An 18,681-nucleotide genomic window follows, 5' to 3' on the forward strand; every position below is an offset into this window, starting at 1 on the left:
TACACTATCAGTTATTCTTTTATTTTACATTGTATTATAATATTGACTTTAAAGTGGATATTTGATAAAATATGAATGAATAAAAATAAATATTCATTCGTTAAGCAGGAGGTGGTTATAATGGATAAAAAAAAGATTTTAAAAGAAGCGGCATATGAGGTATTTTCTAAAAAAGGGTACAAAGCAACGTCAATTTCAGAAATAACAAAACACGCAAAAATGGCAGTAGGTTCTTTCTATAACTTTTATGATAGTAAAGAAACAATTTTTTTAGATACCTATATAGAAGAAAATAATCGTATTCGACAACTGATGATAAACAATATCGATTGGGAAGGTGATGTAGTTAAGCTAACAGAACAACTTTTTTGTCAATCAAGAAGTTTAATATCAACTAATAAGATTTTATCAGAGTGGTACAATCCTGCTATTTCTACTGAATTACACAACTATTATTCATCAGAAGAAGGTAAGGCATCTAATCAATTCTATAAATTTTTAGTTGAAAATTTTACTAATCGATTGCAAACAGAAGGGTATTCTCAAGAAAAGATTCAAGAGATTTTGAAAATTTATACTCTTTTTAACTATATAGATATGAACGTTACGGAAAAAGATATTCCTAATGTTAGTGAAACAACAGAAAGATTAGCAATTTATTTTGTAAAAGGATTATTTAATGGGGAGCAACAAAAGTTCTAAATTCACATGAGAACACATAGATAGTGGCTTATTGATATTTATTTTCGCTTTATAAATGCTTTTAGATATCTAATAAACTAATGCGGCAAGTGACTCGACAAAATCGTGTTTCTTAAGAAATTTCGATATATGAGTCACTATCTTTTAAAACAAAAATGAATGAATTTTAGAAAATATTCATTATAAAAAATTGTATTTTAAATAGAGTTACAAATTTGGTTAATATTATTGTATCTTATGCTACATCATATTAACTATAGTTTTAAGAAAGAGGAAGAAAATGAAAAGAGGTAGAAAAATGTTAACTATTATTTTTATTATAGCGGCGATTCTGGTAGTAATAATGTCTGGAATATTCGTATTTCTTGGACGTAGTCAAACTATATCTGTGAAATCAATAGATAATGTAAGTGATAATCTTTATGTGTTTCGATTTGAAAAGCCACATAATATGAGTTGGAATGCAGGTTCATATATAAAAGTTACAGTTCCTAATATTGAAGATAAAAAGGAAAATAACCGTTGGCTTACTATTGCATCTAATCCAGATGAAAATGAGATTGTTCTCTTGACTCGAAATAGTGGAAGTAAGTTTAAACAAGAACTAACTAATTTAAAAATTGGTGAAAAAGTTGACGTTAGTTGGTTAGATAAAAACTTAGAGGTTGTAGATGGTCAAGAACCTATTGTGTGTTTTGCATCTGATGTTGGTATTGCAGCGATTAGACCAATTATTAAAGAATGGAGTTCTAAACGTTTGATTATACTAAATCATTTAGATAATGGGGTAAGGGTCTTTAATAAAGAGTTGACAGAGTTATCTAATAAAGGACAAGATTTTACTTATGAAACTAGTGGAAGTATAGAACAAAGTCAAGATAAACTTAAAAAGGTAGTAGATAAGTATGGAAATAGAGCAATATATCTTTTATCGGGCAAACCTGATGATGTTGAGACTATGAAAAATTTTCTAGAATCCGCTGGAATAAGTAAGGAAAAAATAAAAATGGATAGTTTTAAAGGATTAAAATAACGTTTTTGATATGAAGCTCTTTTATTGAACAAATCAGTAAAAGAGCTTCATATCTTTTGTATTATAAATTTAATATGTTTTGATATCTATTTATAAGATTAAAAGACTATTCCAAAATTTTTGTATTTTCATTGAAACTTTCTTTTTTAATATTCAATTACATTTATGTTATAATAAGGAGGTTAATGTAAAATTAAATGAGTCTAAAAAATAGGACACAAAATTGATTTTACAATGAATAATAAAATTTGATTGTATAGAATCATTTGAGGTAATTTATGCAAAAGAAAAATAAAATTGTAATACAAGGAGCAAGGGAAAATAACCTTAAAAATATAGATTTAGAAATCCCACGTGATCAGTTTGTTGTTATTACTGGGCTAAGTGGTAGTGGTAAAAGTTCACTGGCTTTTGATACTATCTATGCTGAAGGACAACGTCGTTATGTGGAAAGTTTAAGTGCATATGCTAGACAGTTCTTAGGTAATCTTGAAAAGCCAGATGTTGATCTTATCGAAGGATTATCGCCAGCAATATCAATAAATCAAAAAACGACATCAAAAAATCCTAGGTCAACTGTAGCAACAGTAACAGAAATTTACGATTATTTACGTCTACTTTATGCAAGAATCGGAGAAATCTATTGTCCAAATCATCATGAAAAAATTGAAAGTAGTTCAATAAGTCAAATTGTAGATGCTATTATGCTAATGCCAGAACGTAGTAGGATCCAAATAGTAGCACCTATAGTCAAAGATAAAAAAGGTACTCATAAAAAATTAATAGATAAACTAATAAAAGATGGATATATTCGATTCAAAATTGATGGTGAATTATACGAAGTTGGAGATATTCCAGAATTAGATAAAAATATAAAACATTCTATTAGTGTAATTATTGATAGGATAGTTATTAAAGAAGGAATTGAAACACGTTTAGCTGATTCATTAGAAACGTCACTAAACCTTTCTAATAATGATTTAGTAGAAATAGATGATGTTAAAGAAGAGACTACACAATTATTCTCAACTAAGTATAGTTGTAAACATTGTGATTTTACATTAGGAGATTTAGAGCCTCGTATCTTCTCTTTCAATAATCCACAAGGAGCTTGTCCTGAGTGTGATGGTTTAGGGATGCACGAAACAGTAGATGTTAACAAAATTATTCAAAAAGACTTAACGATAAATGAAGGTGCAATATTAGTTTATAATAATGCGACTTCGACATATTATCCAAGTTTAATTAAATGTGCATGTGAACACTTCGGAATTGATATGGATACGCCATTCAAAGACCTTAAAAATGAACAACAACAGATTATTTTATACGGTAATGATCAAGAAGAAATTACTCATAAATATATAAATGATGAAGGTGTGAAACGTTCACGTATTATATATTTTGAAGGTGTAGCGAATAATATTCTTAGACGTTATAAATCTGGAATGACTAGAGCAACTAGAGAAGCTATGGCTAAGTATATTAAAGAAGATTCATGCCGTAGTTGTAAAGGTCAAAGATTAAAACCAGAAATCTTATCAGTATATGTTGCAGATAAAAATATTGCGGAAGTTTGTGAAATGTCTATTAAAGACAGTTATGAATTTTTCAAAAATATAAAACTAAGTGAAAAAGACTATGCAATAGCTAAATTAGTACTTAAAGAAATTAAATCAAGATTACAGTTTTTAAATGATGTTGGTTTAGATTATTTAACACTAGATAGAGCATCTGGAACATTATCAGGAGGAGAAGCTCAGCGTATTCGATTAGCAACGCAAATTGGTTCGAAACTGATGGGGGTAACTTATATACTTGATGAACCTTCAATAGGTTTACACCAAAGAGATAATGAAAAACTTATAAATACTATGCTTTCTATGAGAGATTTAGGAAATACAGTATTAGTAGTAGAGCACGATGAGGATACGATGTTAGCTTGTGACTATATAGTTGATATAGGACCTAAAGCAGGTGAACACGGAGGACAAGTAGTTGCTGTTGGAACTCCTGATGAAATCATGGCGAATGAAAATTCTATTACAGGAGCGTATCTATCTGGTCGTAAAAAAATAGCCGTACCATCAGAAAGAAGAGAAGGTAACGGTGAAAATATCGTTATTAAGAAAGCGAGAAAAAATAATCTAAAGGACGTTAGTGTAAAATTTCCACTTGGAAAATTTATTGGAGTAACAGGCGTTTCAGGAAGTGGTAAATCAACACTTGTTAATGAAATCTTATTTAATTCAGTGAAAAATGTTCTAAATAAAGAAGAAATCGACACAACTGTAGTGAAATCGGTAGAGGGAATTGAAGGGAATATAGATAAGATTATCGATATAGACCAAAGCCCAATAGGAAGAACACCACGAAGCAACCCAGCTACCTATACAGGTGTGTTTGATGATATACGAGATTTATATGCAAGTACTAATGAAGCTAAATTACGTGGATACAAAAAAGGGCGCTTCAGCTTTAACGTAAAAGGTGGCCGTTGTGAAGCTTGTAGTGGGGATGGAATTCTAAAAATTGAAATGCACTTCTTACCTGACGTTTACGTACCTTGTGAAGTATGTAAAGGTAAACGATATAATAGAGAGACATTAGAAGTTAAATATAAAGGTAAGAGTATTAGTGATGTCTTAGACATGACGATTAAGGAAGCATATGAATTTTTTGAGAATATTCCTAAGATTAAAAACAAACTAGAGACACTTGTTCATGTGGGACTTGACTACATAAGACTAGGTCAAAGTGCAACTACACTTTCAGGAGGAGAAGCTCAAAGGGTTAAACTAGCGAGTGAACTTTATAAAAAATCTACAGGTAAGACACTGTATATTCTTGATGAACCTACGACAGGTTTACATATTGATGATATCAGTAGATTAATTAAAATTATCGATAAATTAGTTGATGGTGGAAATACTGTTGTTGTGATTGAACATAACTTAGATGTTATAAAATGCTGTGATCACTTGATAGATTTAGGTCCAGAAGGTGGAGTAGGTGGAGGAACAATTCTTGCAGAATGTACTCCAGAGAAGTTAACAGAAAATAATGAAAGTTACACAGGGAAGTTTCTGAAAAAACTTTTAAATTAGAATAAAATTAATAAATAAATAAGTATTAAAGAAGGGTATATTAAAAATATATTTTAAAAAATTTTTATTTTATGAAAACTATATATATTAAGCAATTTCACTAGATTAATATAAAAAAATAACATGATTATACAAATTTTGAGGTTGTTTTAGTAGTGTAAGTATGGTAAAATATAAATAACAACTAAAGCGCTTGTAAGACTTACCATATATTCGGGCCTAACACTTTTTAAAAGGGAACGAGAATCGCTTACTAGTATAAAATGCTTCCTAGAGAAGACTTTAGAACATAAGGCTATCGTACCCACCTGATATTATCAGGACCAATCTAGGTAAGGATCTACGGCGTTTTGGTTTTTTTTAGACTGGTTCAATAACTATCCAGTCTTTTTTAATTAAAATTATAGAATCAGAAATATGGAGATAAAAATGTTACATCAATTTTCGAGAAACGAATTATTAATAGGAACTGAAGGTTTAGAATTATTAAAAAATAAAAGAGTAGGTATTTTGGGAATCGGTGGAGTAGGATCATTTGCAGCTGAATCATTAGCTCGTTCAGGTGTTGGTTCACTAGTACTTATGGATAAAGATGATATAGATATTACTAATGTTAATAGACAAATTCATGCAACTACTAAAACTGTAGGATGTAGTAAAGTTCAAGAAATGAAAAAAAGAATTTTGGATATTAATCCAGAATGTGAAGTTATTGCTATTCAAGACTTTTACACTGAAGATACATATCCTATATTTTATGAGAAACCATTAGATTTTGTGATAGATGCTTGTGATACAGTGACATTTAAAATACATTTAATAAAATATTGTTTAGCAAACAACATTCCAGTAATTAGTGTAATGGGGGCTGCTAACAAGTTAGATCCAACAAAATTCCAAATAGCTGATATTAGCAAAACTACTGTTTGTCCGTTAGCAAAAGTAATCAGAACTAAATTTAAAAAAGAAAAAGTTCGAGGAAAAGTACCTGTAGTATTTTCTACAGAAAGTCCAACAATTGCTAATAAAGAATATTTAGAAAAAATTGGAAAACAAGACTCAGCTATACGAAAAGCGAAAATTCCACCAGCTTCAAACGCATTTTGTCCGTCAATAGCTGGCCTTATAGCAGCAAATTATGTTTATACAAATTTATTGAAAAATATAAAAATATTAACTGTTGAAAAACCTAATTAAAAAATGAAAACAACGCTAATTTAAGCGTTGTTTTATTTTTGCTCATGGTTGACATATCAAAGTTTATGGCAGTTTTTCTGTAAAAATTACACAGAATTTGAAAATAATATTCTATATTAGTATGAAAAAAAGGTTTAAAAATTTATAATTTAATTTGATTTTTTATAAAAAACAAGGTATAATGGTTATAGATGAGAAAGGAGGATTACTTTGAAGAATAAAGGAACATTACTGGCACAAAACTTGAAAAAACTTCGAAAAATGAACAATTACTCTATGTCAACTGTAGCAGATAAACTAGAGTTATCATCTCATGGTGTATATGCGAACTGGGAATACGGCCGCAACGAACCAAACGTTGCAACACTAGTATCAATAGCGAAACTATATAACGTATCTATTGATGAATTGGTCGGTTATAAAACTGAAAAAGGGGAACCAGAAGAGTTGGCGGATACTCACTTTGAAGTAATAGATATGATTAAATCGCTTGATAGTGAGGATTGTAAATTAGTAGAAGAAGTTTTGAGAAGATTTAGGGGATATTCTTTTTCTAGAAATATAAATCTATAACATACTCAAATACTTAGGCTATAGAGTTATAATGTAGTAAATTAAATTAATAGTTTTAAATATAGGCTAGGTAGTAATACTTAGCCTATATTTTCCTTTTCTTAAGGAATGGGGTGATAACTATTGATGTAAAAGATTTAATGAATAAAATTCTTAATGATGCAATAGAAAACAGAGCCAGTGATATCCATATATACCCACATACATCGGGTGAATCCTTTATAAAACTCAGAGTGAGAGGCCAACTGAGTGAATATGAAAAATTTTCAAATAGGGAGATAGAGGCGATAATCTCGTTATTAAAATTTAATTCTAACATTGATATTTCAAGGAATAAAGAACCACAAAGTGGGAGATTCGTTTATAAACATAATAACAAAGATTATTATTTACGAGTTTCTACCTTACCGCTTAGTGAGTTAAATGAAGGTTGTGTAGTTAGAATCTTCATAAATGAATTAGAAGATGTTGAATACAGTATCTTTGATGAAGACAGTCAGTATATAGATAATCTTTCTAAAAGAGCTTACGGACTAGTCTTATTTTCTGGGCCTACGGGTAGTGGGAAATCTACATCAATGTATAAGTTAGCAAGTATGCTTGCTAGTAAAAATAAACAGGTAATAACAGTCGAAGATCCAGTAGAAAAAAAGATTCCTAGTTTAATTCAAATGCAAGTAAATGAAAAGGCAGGAATTACTTATGATAATGCACTTAAATCAATTTTACGTTGTGATCCAGATGCGATGGTAATTGGAGAAATACGCGATTATAAAACAGCAAGTCAAGTAATTACATCATCGTTTTCAGGGCATTTAGTATTAAGTACAATTCATGCTGAAGATTCTATTGGAGTAATAAATCGATTAAGGGACCTGAACCTATCATTGGAAGATATCAAACAAACCATAATTTGCATAATTTCGCAAAGATTGGTAAATTTAACAAATGGAAAAAGGGGATTAGTAACTGAAATATTGAGAAGAGAAAATATCCACGAATATATAGATAACGATAAAATACACAATTACTCTTTAGAGAAAAAATTTGAATTAGCACATGAGAAAGGATTAATTTCTGCTGATGAAAAAGAAAAATGGGGATATTAAAAAAATCCTAGATAAAGAGAATAAAATATATTTTATAAAGCGTCTATATGAATTGATTAATCATGGATATATGTTGGAAGATTCATTAGAATTTCTTTTAATACAATATGATGTTACTGATGACGAAATTAAAAAGATAAAAGAAAAACTCTCTAACGGAAATAAATTATCCGATATATTGGCATATCTTGGTTATTCACAATTAATTATAAGCAAAATTAAATTTGCAGAAGATTACGGTAGGATAGAAGATATGTTGCTTGAAGTAGAAACATATCTTACGATACAAAAAATACAACAAGAAAAGGTAATTAAAACTTTAAGATATCCGCTATTTTTAACACTTACACTAATATGTCTCATTATGGTGTTTAATGCGCTAGTGATTCCACAATTTGAGAACATCTATACTTCATCTAATATTAAGATGGATCTCCAAACTATTATATTAATCAAATCATTATACTATATTCCAAAATTCATTTCTATTATTATTTTACTAACTATTTTATTTTTAAGTTACATTTTTTTTACAATTAAATATAAACAAAATCTATTTTTAAAATCACTTTTATATATTCCTAAAATTAGGAACTATTCAAAATTATATTTTTCTTACAGATTTTCTATGGAGTTAAGTTTATTTTTAATGAGTGGATTTTCACTGAAAACAGCCCTAGAAGTAATTGTTGAGGAAAACTATGATTATTACTTAACAGAATTTTCTACAGAAATATTACAAGAATTAGATAGAGGTATAAGTTTCGAAGATGCAATAGGGAAAATTAAATATTTTGACAAATCGATTAGAAAATTTGTAAGTCATGGGAAGAATAATGGTTTGATAGACAAAGAATTGAAATTATTTAGTGAATTGATGTTAGACACATTTTTAACATCATTAGATAGAAATTTGAAAAAATTGCAACCTATTTTATTCGGTATTTTAGCTATAGTAATAGTTGGATTGTATATGGTAATATTACTTCCAATTTTCAATATGGCTAGTTCGCTAAAATAAGGAGGAACATATGAAAAATATTATGAAAAAGTTTAAAAACAAAGACGGCTTCACTTTAATAGAGATGTTAATCGTTCTCTTTATAATCGCAATACTATTAATTCTTATAATCCCTAATATTACTAAGAATATAGACACTGCGAAAGATAAAAGTTCAGAAGCTTACGAAAAAACAGTACAGTCTCAAGTTACAGCTTATGAAATTAATGAAAAAGATAAAGATGTTACATTTGAAAAACTAGTTGAAAAACATTATTTAGATGGTCCAGCAGATAAAGCTAGTACAGCACCTAATGGTAAGAAAATAGTAATAGCAAATGGTAAGGCAACGCTTGAAAAATAGACGAGGATTCTCTTTGATTGAGCTAATAGCTGTGTTAATGATAGTTAGTATTATAGTAATAATCCTATCAAAAATCTCCATAAATACTTATGATAAATATCAAGAGAGATTAGCTGTTAACGAGCTAGTGTCAGAAATTTATACTATTCAAACTAAGAGTCTAGGTAAAGATAGATCCTATATTTGCTTTTTTTCAAGTGATAATGAATATGCTGTTTTATATGATGGACAGAAACATTGGAAAAAAATACGTAAAAATGGGCAGGCAAAGATTGGAGCAGCCTCTGTAAAATTCGAATATTGGAGAGGATATCTAACATCTAAGGCGAATACGGTTAATGTGCAATTTGCTAATAGTGCATATAAGATTATTATTCACCTTGATACTGGATATGTAACACTAGATGAAATACAATAAACAAGCTTTCACTTTTGTGGAATTGATAGGGGCTCTATTTATCTGCTCTCTATTATTCGTATTTTTAATTCCAAATATGGTTAGACAATATTCTAATCTATATAGGGTTGAAAAAGAGTTAGAAATGAGGGAAATATTGTATGAGGAGATTTGTAGTCACTATAAAGATAAAAGTTTTATTATAAGAAGAAATAATTATTACATAAGTGTAAATGAAAATTCAGCGAGGATTGAGGATGAAGAGACTGGTGAGAAAATTAGTTATAGCTAAATATAAACCAGGATTCACCTTGTTAGAATTGACAGTATCTTTATTTCTATTAGTAATTCTGACGCTACTACTTATGTTAATATTACAAACTACAATAAATACCTCTAAAAGATTTTTAGATTATTCTAATTATGAATATGCCTTAGCTCATAGAAAAATTTTGCAAACATATAACAATAGCGCAAAAGTCACTCAAGAAAAACATTATATTATAATGACAAGTAAAGATGGCTCAGAAGATATAAGAATAAATTTTAATGATAATCAGATTTATATGGATAAATTTAAAAATTCTAATGACTTTGCCGGCTATATTCTCCTACTTAAGCATATTAGTGGTTATTCATTATCAGTAGATGATGAAACTATTCATATTATTATTGTTGATAAAAATAATCATCATCGAGAAATGTTGCTAAAACTGAAAAATGAAAAAACTGAGAAAGAAAAAGCCGAAGAAGAAAAAGAAGAGAAAGCACGGAAAGAAAAAGAGAATCAAGATAATAAAAATGAAGAAATAGAAAAAATTAAACCAGTAGACGCTACCGAGGAGGGGAATTAGATTTATGAGAACTAAAAAGAAACATAAAAGTGCAAATGCTATAGTAGCCTCCTTACTGGTTACGTTACTAGTTATTACAGTTTTGTTTAGTATTGTAGGAATATATATAAATAAAATGTATACAATAAAAAACTTAAATGATTATTATGACAAACAAATAACACAGCAGTTAGAAGAAAATAATAAATCTAAATAATAATTAGGTCCATTCTATTTTCCATATTGGATTTTAGGATGGACTAAATTATTAAAAAAATAACTTATAATAAAAAAGAAATCATTATTAAAGTTTTAAAAGATATATTAATTGTTGCTTTGTTTTATTAAATGGTTTAAAATAGTATTATATTGACAAAAATTGAAACTAAATTAAAAGGAGATATTAATGGGTAAAAAATTATTATTAGGCCTTGTAGGAGTTGGAGCAATTGCAGCAGCTACTGTATTTCATAAAAAAGAAAATCTTAGTTCAGAAGAACGTACAAAAGTAGAAGAAGCAAAAAAATATTTAGAAGAAAAAGGGTATGTTGTTTCAGAAAAATCTAAGTTTCCTATAGGAGATTTAAATTTATTATCTGTTTCTTCATTACCGATGTACTATAAAGCAGCTAAAACAGTAGCTAAATTTATTTTATAGTTATGTTTATACCAGAAAAGAATTATTCATTTTATGAAGATAATCCAAAAGGTAAATTAACGATAAAGAAATTTGTTAAAGAAATGTATTATCGTCTTATGTATGATGAAATATCATTGCTCTCGGCAAATTTAAGTTATTATTTTATCTTATCTTTATTCCCAATGTTAATTGTAGCCTTGGCCTTGACGCCATATTTTAAAATTGATCAGCAATTTTTATTAGAGAAAATTCAAAGCTACGCACCAGGGGACCTAGGTGATTATCTTTTTGATATGATTTCAGAAGTATTAAATAATAAGAATAACACGATTATCACAGTGGGGATTGTATTCACACTGTGGTCAGCTTCTAGTGGTATTTATGGGATAATTATAGCATTTAACAATGCCTTCAGAGTTCGTGATGGAAGAATATGGATTGTTACTAAAATAATCAGTGTAATCTTAACAGCGTTATTCTTAGTAGGTATGTTTCTTGCATTGGCATTAATCGTATTTGGAAAACAACTTACATACATCCTTTTCCATAAATTTAATCTAGATGAAGGATTCTATAACTTATGGTCGGTAATAAATTACACACTGCCATTACTTTTTATATTCTTTGTTTTTGTGTTCTTATATACTATGGGACCCAACTTGAAACTAAAAGCTATTAGTATATTGCCAGGAGCGATATTCGCAACATTATCTTGGACAATAGTCAGTAAATTATTCGGATACTATATTGATCATTTTTCAAGTTATATTAAAACTTATGGAACAATCGGAGCATTTATGGCATTTATACTTTGGCTATATATTACAGGATATATACTAATTATCGGTGCGGAAATTAATGCTATCTTTCATAATTATAAAGTTGAACATAGGGTATTCGAAGAAACACATACAACAGAATAAAGGGTATATGAAATACGATACTTAGATAATAGATACTTTAAAATATTAATAGAATCAAATAAGAAACAAGTACAAAAATGTGCTTGTTTTTTTATTTTGCGTATGAAGAGAAAAAAGATGAATAATGATTATATAGCTTAATAATTTAAGCAGAATTATATAAAAAGAAAGTGTTTTATAGTATAATTGTAGGTACTTAATTAAGAAGATTGAATATAGATTGAGAGGTTAACACTATGGAAAAAGAAATTTATCTAGCAGGAGGATGTTTCTGGGGTGTGGAAGGTTATTTTGCACAACTTGATGGAGTAATTACTACAAAAGTTGGGTACAGTAATGGACAAACTGCAGAAACTACTTATCAACAAATTAAAGCAACAGACCATGCAGAGGTTATCTACTTAAAATATGATAATTCAGTACTCCCATTAAATGATGTACTACGTCACTACTTTAGAATCATCGATCCAGTAAGTATTAATAAACAAGGTGGAGATAGAGGTCGTCAATATAGAACGGGAATTTACTATGTCGACGAAGAAACAAGAGAAGAAGCAGTTAAATTTATAGAAGAACTTCAAAAAAATTACACTAAAAAAATTGCTGTAGAAGTAGAAGCGGTAAATAACTATATTGATGCAGAAGAATATCATCAAAAATACCTAGAGAAGAACCCTACGGGTTATTGCCATGTAGATTTAAGTCTAGCGAAAAAAAGCCTGTAATTTTCAAAATAAGTTTGAAATAATTACTAAAAAAAGGTAAAATAATAAGTAAGTATAAATAATCATAAGGAGTTAGAAAATGACAAACATTTTAATTTTCGGACACAAAAATCCAGATACTGATACAATTTGTTCAAGTATCGTATATAATAACTTAAAAAGAATTCAAGGAATGGATACAGAAGCTGTAAGACTTGGTGAAATCAATGATGAAACTAAATACGCTTTAGAGTACTTTAACGTAAGTTTACCACGTTTAGTAGAAGAAGTAGAAGAAGGACAACACGTAATCTTAGTTGACCACAATGAATTCCAACAATCAGCTAATGGAATCGAAAAAGCTGTTATTCGTGAAGTAATCGATCACCACCGTATTGCTAACTTTGAAACAGCAGCACCATTATACTACCGTGCTGAGCCACTAGGATGTACAGCTACAATCCTAAAAAAAATCTATGAAGAACAAAATGTTAATATTGATAAAAAAATAGCAGGATTAATGTTATCAGCAATTATCTCTGATTCATTATTATTTAAATCACCAACTTGCACTTTACAAGATAAAGTAGCAGCTGAAGAATTAGCTAAAATTGCTGAAGTTAACTTAGAAGAATATGGTCTTGCTATGCTTAAAGCTGGAGCATCAACAACTGATAAAACAGCTGAGACTCTAATTTCTTTAGATGCTAAAGAATTCGTTTTAGGAGCAGATAAACTTGTAGTTGCTCAAATTAACACAGTAGACGCTAATGAAGTAGCTGACAGAAAAGAAGAATTAGAAGCAGCAATCAATGCAGAACTTTCTTCAAAAGGATTAGCAGCATATGTATTTGTAATCACTAATATCTTAACTTCGGATTCAGAAGTACTAGTATTAGGTGAAAAACAAGATAAAGTAGCAGCGGCATTCGGAAAAACTCTAGAAAATGACTTTATGACACTAGAAGGTGTTGTATCTCGTAAAAAACAAGTAGTTCCTCAAATTACAGAAGAGTTTTCTAAATAATTACAAAAAATATGTTTTGAGAAAGTGAGGACAATTGTTTCTCACTTTCTAATTTATATAAAATAGCAATCGAAAGGAAATATATGAATACATTTAAAGCAATATATTGGCCCTTTTTGAAAAAGATTATTATAAATACCTTAGTCGTAATAGCATTTGCAGGATTGACACAAGGAAGATTAAAAATTGATCACCCAATATATGGTTTCTTTGGAGCTTTGCTTATTACAATATTATTCACACTAATTCGACCATTATTATTAGTAACTGTAATAATAACAATATTTAGTTTCGGACTATTTTCATTATTAGTAAGGGCGTTATTAGTATACTTAGTCTCATATTTATTATCACCACATTTTGAATTAGTCTCATTTTGGACAGCAATTGGTTTGGTGATAGCAATAAAACTTTTTAATTTTATATTTAATACTAATGAGAGAACAATAATAATTAAAACATTTAAAAATAAATAAAAGGAAAAATAAATATGCCAAAAATTACAACAAGAGAGCTTGCTGAAAAGTTAAACTTAGAAGTAGTAAGCGGAGAAAAAGGTCTAGATAGGATAATAACAACAGACGAATTATCTCGTCCAGCACTGCAACTTGCAGGGTACTTCTCTCACTATTCACCAAAAAGAATCCAAATTCTAGGGACAAGTGAATTATCGTTTTTTAAATTAATACCAGATATTGAGAAAAAGTCAAGAATGCGTATGTTATGTACACGTGTGACTCCTTGTGTCATAGTGTCTCGACATTTAGAAGTCCCAAAAGAATTGAAAGAGGCAGCAGATAAATATGATACACCTGTATTAAGATGTAATCAAGATACTACTAAACTTATGGGAAATATTTCTAACTATCTTCGAAAAGTATTCGCACCTACAACGTCAGTACATGGTGTGTTTATTGAGGTATATGGAATTGGTGTATTAATAACTGGAGAAAGTGGTATCGGTAAGAGTGAGATAGCGCTAGAATTAATAAAACGTGGGCACCGTCTTATAGCTGATGATAGGGTAGATATTAGAGAATTAGAAAAAGGCTTCTTAATTGGAAGCTGTGAATCTACTTTAATCAAACATTTATTAGAAATTCGTGGATTAGGAATTATTAATGTAATGACATTGTTTGGTACAGGAGCAGTACGTAGCGATAAAAGATTACAATTAAATATACATCTGGAAACATGGAATGAACAGAAACAATATGATCGAATTGGTCTTGGAAATGAAAGTAAAGAAATTTTAAATTCGAAGATTGAAAAGAAAACTATTCCTGTTAGACCTGGACGAAATGTTGCGATTATTATAGAATCAGCAGCAATGAATTATAGGTTAAATCAAATGGGAATAAACACAGCTAAGGAATTTACAACAAAATTAGCTGATGAAATTAAAAGAAAAAATATGAATAATGGGGTGGAGTAATATGATATTAGGTTACTTAGATCCAATTGCCTTTCATTTGTTTACAAAACCGGTATATTGGTATGGAATTATTATAGCAACTACTGTTTTTTGTGCTTATTACCTTGCTGATAAGGAGGCTACAAAACGTGGCTTAAAGAAAGACACTATGCTAGATTTATTACTTATTGCATTGCCAATCGCATTTATCTTTGCACGTGCATATTATGTAATATTTAGATGGGATTATTACAAAGGTGATTTTGCAAGCATGATAGCCATCTGGGATGGTGGAATAGCAATTTACGGTGGTTTAATCGGTGGATTTATAGTCTTATACTTCTTTGCTAGAAGAAGGGGAATAAAAATAATTAAACTATTAGATATAATTGCTCCGAGTTTACTAGTAGGACAAATGTTAGGGCGTTGGGGAAACTTTTTCAACCATGAAGCATACGGAGAAATAGTTACAAAACAATATTTACATGATAGATTCATTCCAGATTTTATTGTAGAAAATATGTATATTGATGGAGCGTATCGTCAACCTACATTCTTATATGAAAGTTTATGGTGTTTTATCGCACTAGTAATCCTGCTACTAATAAGAAATAAATTAGCACAAAGTGAAGTTTTTGCTGCATACTTAATCTTATACGGTGTAGAGAGATTCATCGTAGAAGGAATGAGAACAGATTCACTATATCTTGGAAGCTTAAGAGTTTCTCAAGTCCTTTCGCTAGTATTTGTTATAGGAAGTTTGATATACTTAGTAGTGCTTAATACAAAGTTCAAAAATAAAAAGATTTTGTATAGAGAATCATAAAAGAGAAGGTGGAAAATATGTCAGAAAAAATTTATGACTTAATTATCGTTGGAGCTGGTCCAGCAGGTATGACAGCTTCAATCTACGCATCACGTGCAAATATGTCAGTATTGATGTTAGAAAGAAAATATCCAGGTGGTCAAATGTTATCAACTGAAGAAATTGAAAACTATACTGGATACGAAATGGTTACAGGACCTGAACTATCAGAGAAAATGTTCGAACACTCTAAAAAATTCGGTACAGAATTCGGTTTTGGAAATATTACAGAAGTAGGAGTAAGAGATAATCTTAAATATGTAGTAGCGGGTGAAAAAGAATATTTAGCTAAATCAATTATTATCGCAACAGGTTCAGAACACAAAAACTTAGATGTTCCAGGAGAAGAACAATTTTCAGGAAAAGGTGTAAGTTACTGTGCAGTTTGTGACGGAGCATTCTTTAGAAATAAAGAAGTAGTAGTAATAGGTGGAGGAGATTCAGCTGTAGAAGAAGCTTTATACTTATCTAACTTAGCTGCTAAGGTAACTATCGTTCACAGACGTGATGAACTACGTGCCCAAAAAATTCTACAAGATAGAGCCTTTGCAAAAGAAAATATCGAATTTGTTTGGGATAGTGTTGCTTATGAAATTAAAGGTGAAAGAAAAGTTTCTTCAATAGAAATCAGAAATGTAAAAACTGGTGAAGAAAGTTCAATCCCTGCTGATGGGGTATTCATTTATGTAGGAATGTTACCACAAACACAAGATTTTAGAGATTTAGGAATTACCAATGAAGCAGGATATATTCCAACTAATGAAAAATTAGCAACATCAGTACCAGGTATTTTTGCTGCTGGAGATGTACGTGAAAAAGAAATCCGTCAAGTAATAACAGCGGCGTCTGATGGAGCTATAGCTGCGCAAAGTGCATATAGCTATGTAGAAGGCTTAGAATAACATAAGAGAAGAGAAACACAATAGAGAGTTTCTCTTCTTTATTTTATAGTATAAACTTGAGATTTTTATTTTAATAATTTAAATCAAAATATCAGATTAATATGGTACTAAGAACGTTTATTAGCAATAAGAAACCTACTGAGTATTTATAAAAAACTCAGTAGGAAAAGCTTATATAATTATTTGTTATATTTTTTAGCCAAGTAAGGCATGATTAATCCTAATGAAAGTAGAACAATTGGTGTAGCAATGTTCATAACTGTTTGGAAAGTACTTTCTGGAGTGTACATACCAGAAATACAAGCAAAGGCAGTTAAGAAGAAACACCAAGCTCCAAGTCCCATACCTACATATTTATTCTTAACAAATTTGTATTCAGATTGGAATTTTTCAGCCGATTTTTTCAAGAAGATATATGCAGCGAATACCCATAGATAACGTAATGGCATAGTAACAGCGTTAAGTTTAACTAACCATCTAAATAGCTCATTTACTTCTTTAATTCCAAACATTGGGATAATTAGTAAGATGGAAACGATAATACCAACAAGTTTTAATCCATTCACGTATACGTCGTTTTCGTTCTTAACTAATAATTTCTTAGGAATGTATTTTTCATCAGCACTACTTAATAACATACGTAGTGGAGCATCGATAGAAATAATAACAACTGAAACTTGTCCGATTAAATCAACGATTGCATAGATAACTAAGAATAAGTTACCAACACCGTAGTAATTACCTAAAGTTTGGAAAGCGTAGTAAGTTCCGTTTGTAAGTAAGTCTTTAGGAATATTGTTTGTATCGAACATTAATGCTAGAGCAAAAGTCCCAAGAATCGCAGTTGTACAAACCATAACTACTAGAGCAATCATTCCACGAGGAAAGTCTTTAGAAGGATTTTTCATCTTATTAACGTAAGGTGAAATTTTCTCGCAACCACCAACCGCAAATACCAAAATTGCGATTGATGTAATATACTTAACATCAAATGTAGGCATGAAAGTATCTAAAGACCAATTGATGTCGAAAGTTTTAGCACCAGTAATAGATGGCGCGGTAATAGCCATAACTACAAATAATAATGACATAATAAACATTGAAGATCCGGCTAACATCGCCATTTTCTTAATTAAGTTTACTCCACGAGTCGCTAAGAATAAAGCGACTAAGAAGATAACTAAAGAAGCGATTTGTAAGTATGTGATATCCATTTTGCTAATACGGTTATCACGAAATACAGTCCAACTAAATGCCGCGATAATACGTGATGGTTTTTGAGAAATATAAGGCATGTGAACTATCCACATTGTCCATCCAGTATAATAAGCAAGTAGTTTTCCATGTGTAGAACTAATCCAAGAACTCACACCCCCACCGGCATCTTTAAAAGTAGATCCTAGCTCACCAACGATTAATGAATACGGAATAAAGTAAATTACAAAAATTAGAATCCAAGAAACTATTGATTTTAATCCACCAAATTCAGAGTATCCATTAACAACATTCCCGAACGCCCAAACAGTTGAGAATGCCATGAAGGCTAGGGTGTACCAAAATATTTTTTTTGCATCCCTCTCCATTGAGAACCTCCTAAAATATAAAATATACTAATAACTGCAAAATTGCATTAATAAAATACTAGCATAGTCTACGTAAATATTCAAGTAAAAATAAAATAAATTAAGCTAAAATTTTTTTATTTAAAAATAAAATATTATATAATAAATTTAATAACGTATGGTAATAAATAATGTTAAGCTAATAACAAGCGTCAAACACACCTATGAAAAAACTAAATGTAAATTTACATTGTAAAATATATTCGTATAATATTGATATTTTAATGTGGTCGCAAAGAATTTATAAATTAGAATTGCTTGAAATACAA

21 protein-coding genes and 1 other RNA gene are annotated in these 18,681 nt (G+C 29.7%); 21 read left to right on the plus strand and 1 reads right to left on the minus strand.

The features are described from left to right. The first annotated feature begins 120 nt into the window (after positions 1-120). The 21 genes from ACWOBP_RS00645 to trxB all read left to right on the plus strand — a co-directional run bounded on the left by ACWOBP_RS00645 (position 121) and on the right by trxB (position 16,790). A complete protein-coding gene (locus ACWOBP_RS00645; RefSeq protein ID WP_455337013.1) occupies positions 121-702 on the plus strand; it encodes a TetR/AcrR family transcriptional regulator in 582 nt (193 codons plus the stop codon). 280 nt (positions 703-982) lie between these two features. After that, positions 983-1,735, plus strand: coding sequence for an FAD-dependent oxidoreductase (locus tag ACWOBP_RS00650; protein ID WP_455337014.1), 753 nt, complete (start codon positions 983-985; stop codon positions 1,733-1,735). A gap of 278 nt (positions 1,736-2,013) precedes the next feature. Next, the gene (gene uvrA, locus ACWOBP_RS00655) at positions 2,014-4,842 is read left to right on the plus strand and encodes an excinuclease ABC subunit UvrA (RefSeq protein ID WP_455337015.1); all 2,829 of its coding nucleotides are present in this window, start codon (positions 2,014-2,016) and stop codon (positions 4,840-4,842) included. Between the two features lie 178 nt (positions 4,843-5,020). Continuing rightward, positions 5,021-5,203, plus strand: a non-coding RNA gene (ssrS, locus tag ACWOBP_RS00660) — 6S RNA. A 68-nt stretch (positions 5,204-5,271) separates the two neighbouring features. Then, positions 5,272-6,039, plus strand: coding sequence for a tRNA threonylcarbamoyladenosine dehydratase (locus ACWOBP_RS00665; RefSeq protein ID WP_455337016.1), 768 nt, complete (start codon positions 5,272-5,274; stop codon positions 6,037-6,039). A 210-nt stretch (positions 6,040-6,249) separates the two neighbouring features. Next, on the plus strand, positions 6,250-6,612 hold the full coding sequence (locus ACWOBP_RS00670; protein ID WP_084812676.1) for a helix-turn-helix domain-containing protein: 363 nt from the start codon (positions 6,250-6,252) through the stop codon (positions 6,610-6,612). Between the two features lie 140 nt (positions 6,613-6,752). Further along, positions 6,753-7,721, plus strand: coding sequence for a competence type IV pilus ATPase ComGA (gene comGA / locus ACWOBP_RS00675; RefSeq protein WP_455337205.1), 969 nt, complete (start codon positions 6,753-6,755; stop codon positions 7,719-7,721). After that, positions 7,696-8,742: a competence type IV pilus assembly protein ComGB gene (gene comGB, locus ACWOBP_RS00680; protein ID WP_455337017.1), complete on the plus strand. Its 1,047-nt coding sequence runs from the start codon at positions 7,696-7,698 to the stop codon at positions 8,740-8,742. The genes comGA and comGB overlap by 26 nt, the downstream gene beginning before the upstream one ends. 10 nt (positions 8,743-8,752) lie before the next feature. Next, on the plus strand, positions 8,753-9,085 hold the full coding sequence (gene comGC, locus ACWOBP_RS00685) for a competence type IV pilus major pilin ComGC (RefSeq protein ID WP_455337018.1): 333 nt from the start codon (positions 8,753-8,755) through the stop codon (positions 9,083-9,085). After that, positions 9,060-9,503, plus strand: coding sequence for a prepilin-type N-terminal cleavage/methylation domain-containing protein (locus tag ACWOBP_RS00690; protein WP_455337019.1), 444 nt, complete (start codon positions 9,060-9,062; stop codon positions 9,501-9,503). The genes comGC and ACWOBP_RS00690 overlap by 26 nt, the downstream gene beginning before the upstream one ends. Beyond that, positions 9,490-9,774 carry a type II secretion system protein gene (locus ACWOBP_RS00695; protein WP_455337020.1) on the plus strand — a complete coding sequence of 95 codons (285 nt, stop codon included), beginning with the start codon at positions 9,490-9,492 and terminating at the stop codon, positions 9,772-9,774. The genes ACWOBP_RS00690 and ACWOBP_RS00695 overlap by 14 nt, the downstream gene beginning before the upstream one ends. After that, entirely contained in the window at positions 9,752-10,336 is a 585-nt protein-coding gene (locus tag ACWOBP_RS00700) for a prepilin-type N-terminal cleavage/methylation domain-containing protein (RefSeq protein ID WP_455337021.1), read from the plus strand. The genes ACWOBP_RS00695 and ACWOBP_RS00700 overlap by 23 nt, the downstream gene beginning before the upstream one ends. Before the next feature lie 4 nt (positions 10,337-10,340). Then, a complete protein-coding gene (locus ACWOBP_RS00705; protein WP_455337022.1) occupies positions 10,341-10,532 on the plus strand; it encodes a hypothetical protein in 192 nt (63 codons plus the stop codon). A gap of 189 nt (positions 10,533-10,721) precedes the next feature. After that, a complete protein-coding gene (locus ACWOBP_RS00710) occupies positions 10,722-10,973 on the plus strand; it encodes a hypothetical protein (protein ID WP_455337023.1) in 252 nt (83 codons plus the stop codon). 2 nt (positions 10,974-10,975) lie between these two features. Then, complete coding sequence (locus tag ACWOBP_RS00715) at positions 10,976-11,878, plus strand: YihY/virulence factor BrkB family protein (protein ID WP_455337024.1); 903 nt, start codon at positions 10,976-10,978, stop codon at positions 11,876-11,878. Between the two features lie 236 nt (positions 11,879-12,114). Beyond that, positions 12,115-12,603 (plus strand): peptide-methionine (S)-S-oxide reductase MsrA, encoded by a 489-nt coding sequence (msrA, locus tag ACWOBP_RS00720; protein ID WP_455337025.1) that lies wholly within the window; start codon positions 12,115-12,117, stop codon positions 12,601-12,603. A 79-nt stretch (positions 12,604-12,682) separates the two neighbouring features. Beyond that, positions 12,683-13,609, plus strand: coding sequence for a manganese-dependent inorganic pyrophosphatase (locus ACWOBP_RS00725; protein ID WP_455337026.1), 927 nt, complete (start codon positions 12,683-12,685; stop codon positions 13,607-13,609). An 83-nt stretch (positions 13,610-13,692) separates the two neighbouring features. Next, positions 13,693-14,085, plus strand: coding sequence for a phage holin family protein (locus tag ACWOBP_RS00730; protein ID WP_455337027.1), 393 nt, complete (start codon positions 13,693-13,695; stop codon positions 14,083-14,085). A 14-nt stretch (positions 14,086-14,099) separates the two neighbouring features. Further along, positions 14,100-15,044: an HPr(Ser) kinase/phosphatase gene (gene hprK / locus ACWOBP_RS00735; RefSeq protein ID WP_455337028.1), complete on the plus strand. Its 945-nt coding sequence runs from the start codon at positions 14,100-14,102 to the stop codon at positions 15,042-15,044. Between the two features lies 1 nt (position 15,045). Next, entirely contained in the window at positions 15,046-15,849 is an 804-nt protein-coding gene (lgt, locus tag ACWOBP_RS00740; protein ID WP_455337029.1) for a prolipoprotein diacylglyceryl transferase, read from the plus strand. Between the two features lie 17 nt (positions 15,850-15,866). Next, the gene (gene trxB / locus ACWOBP_RS00745; protein WP_455337030.1) at positions 15,867-16,790 is read left to right on the plus strand and encodes a thioredoxin-disulfide reductase; all 924 of its coding nucleotides are present in this window, start codon (positions 15,867-15,869) and stop codon (positions 16,788-16,790) included. Positions 16,791-16,969: 179 nt separating this feature from the next. Here the strand turns inward: trxB and ACWOBP_RS00750 are convergent, their stop codons facing one another. Further along, positions 16,970-18,373 (minus strand): APC family permease, encoded by a 1,404-nt coding sequence (locus tag ACWOBP_RS00750; RefSeq protein ID WP_455337031.1) that lies wholly within the window; start codon positions 18,371-18,373, stop codon positions 16,970-16,972. Positions 18,374-18,681: the final 308 nt, after the last annotated feature.

This window comes from Gemella parahaemolysans (genome assembly GCF_053758945.1).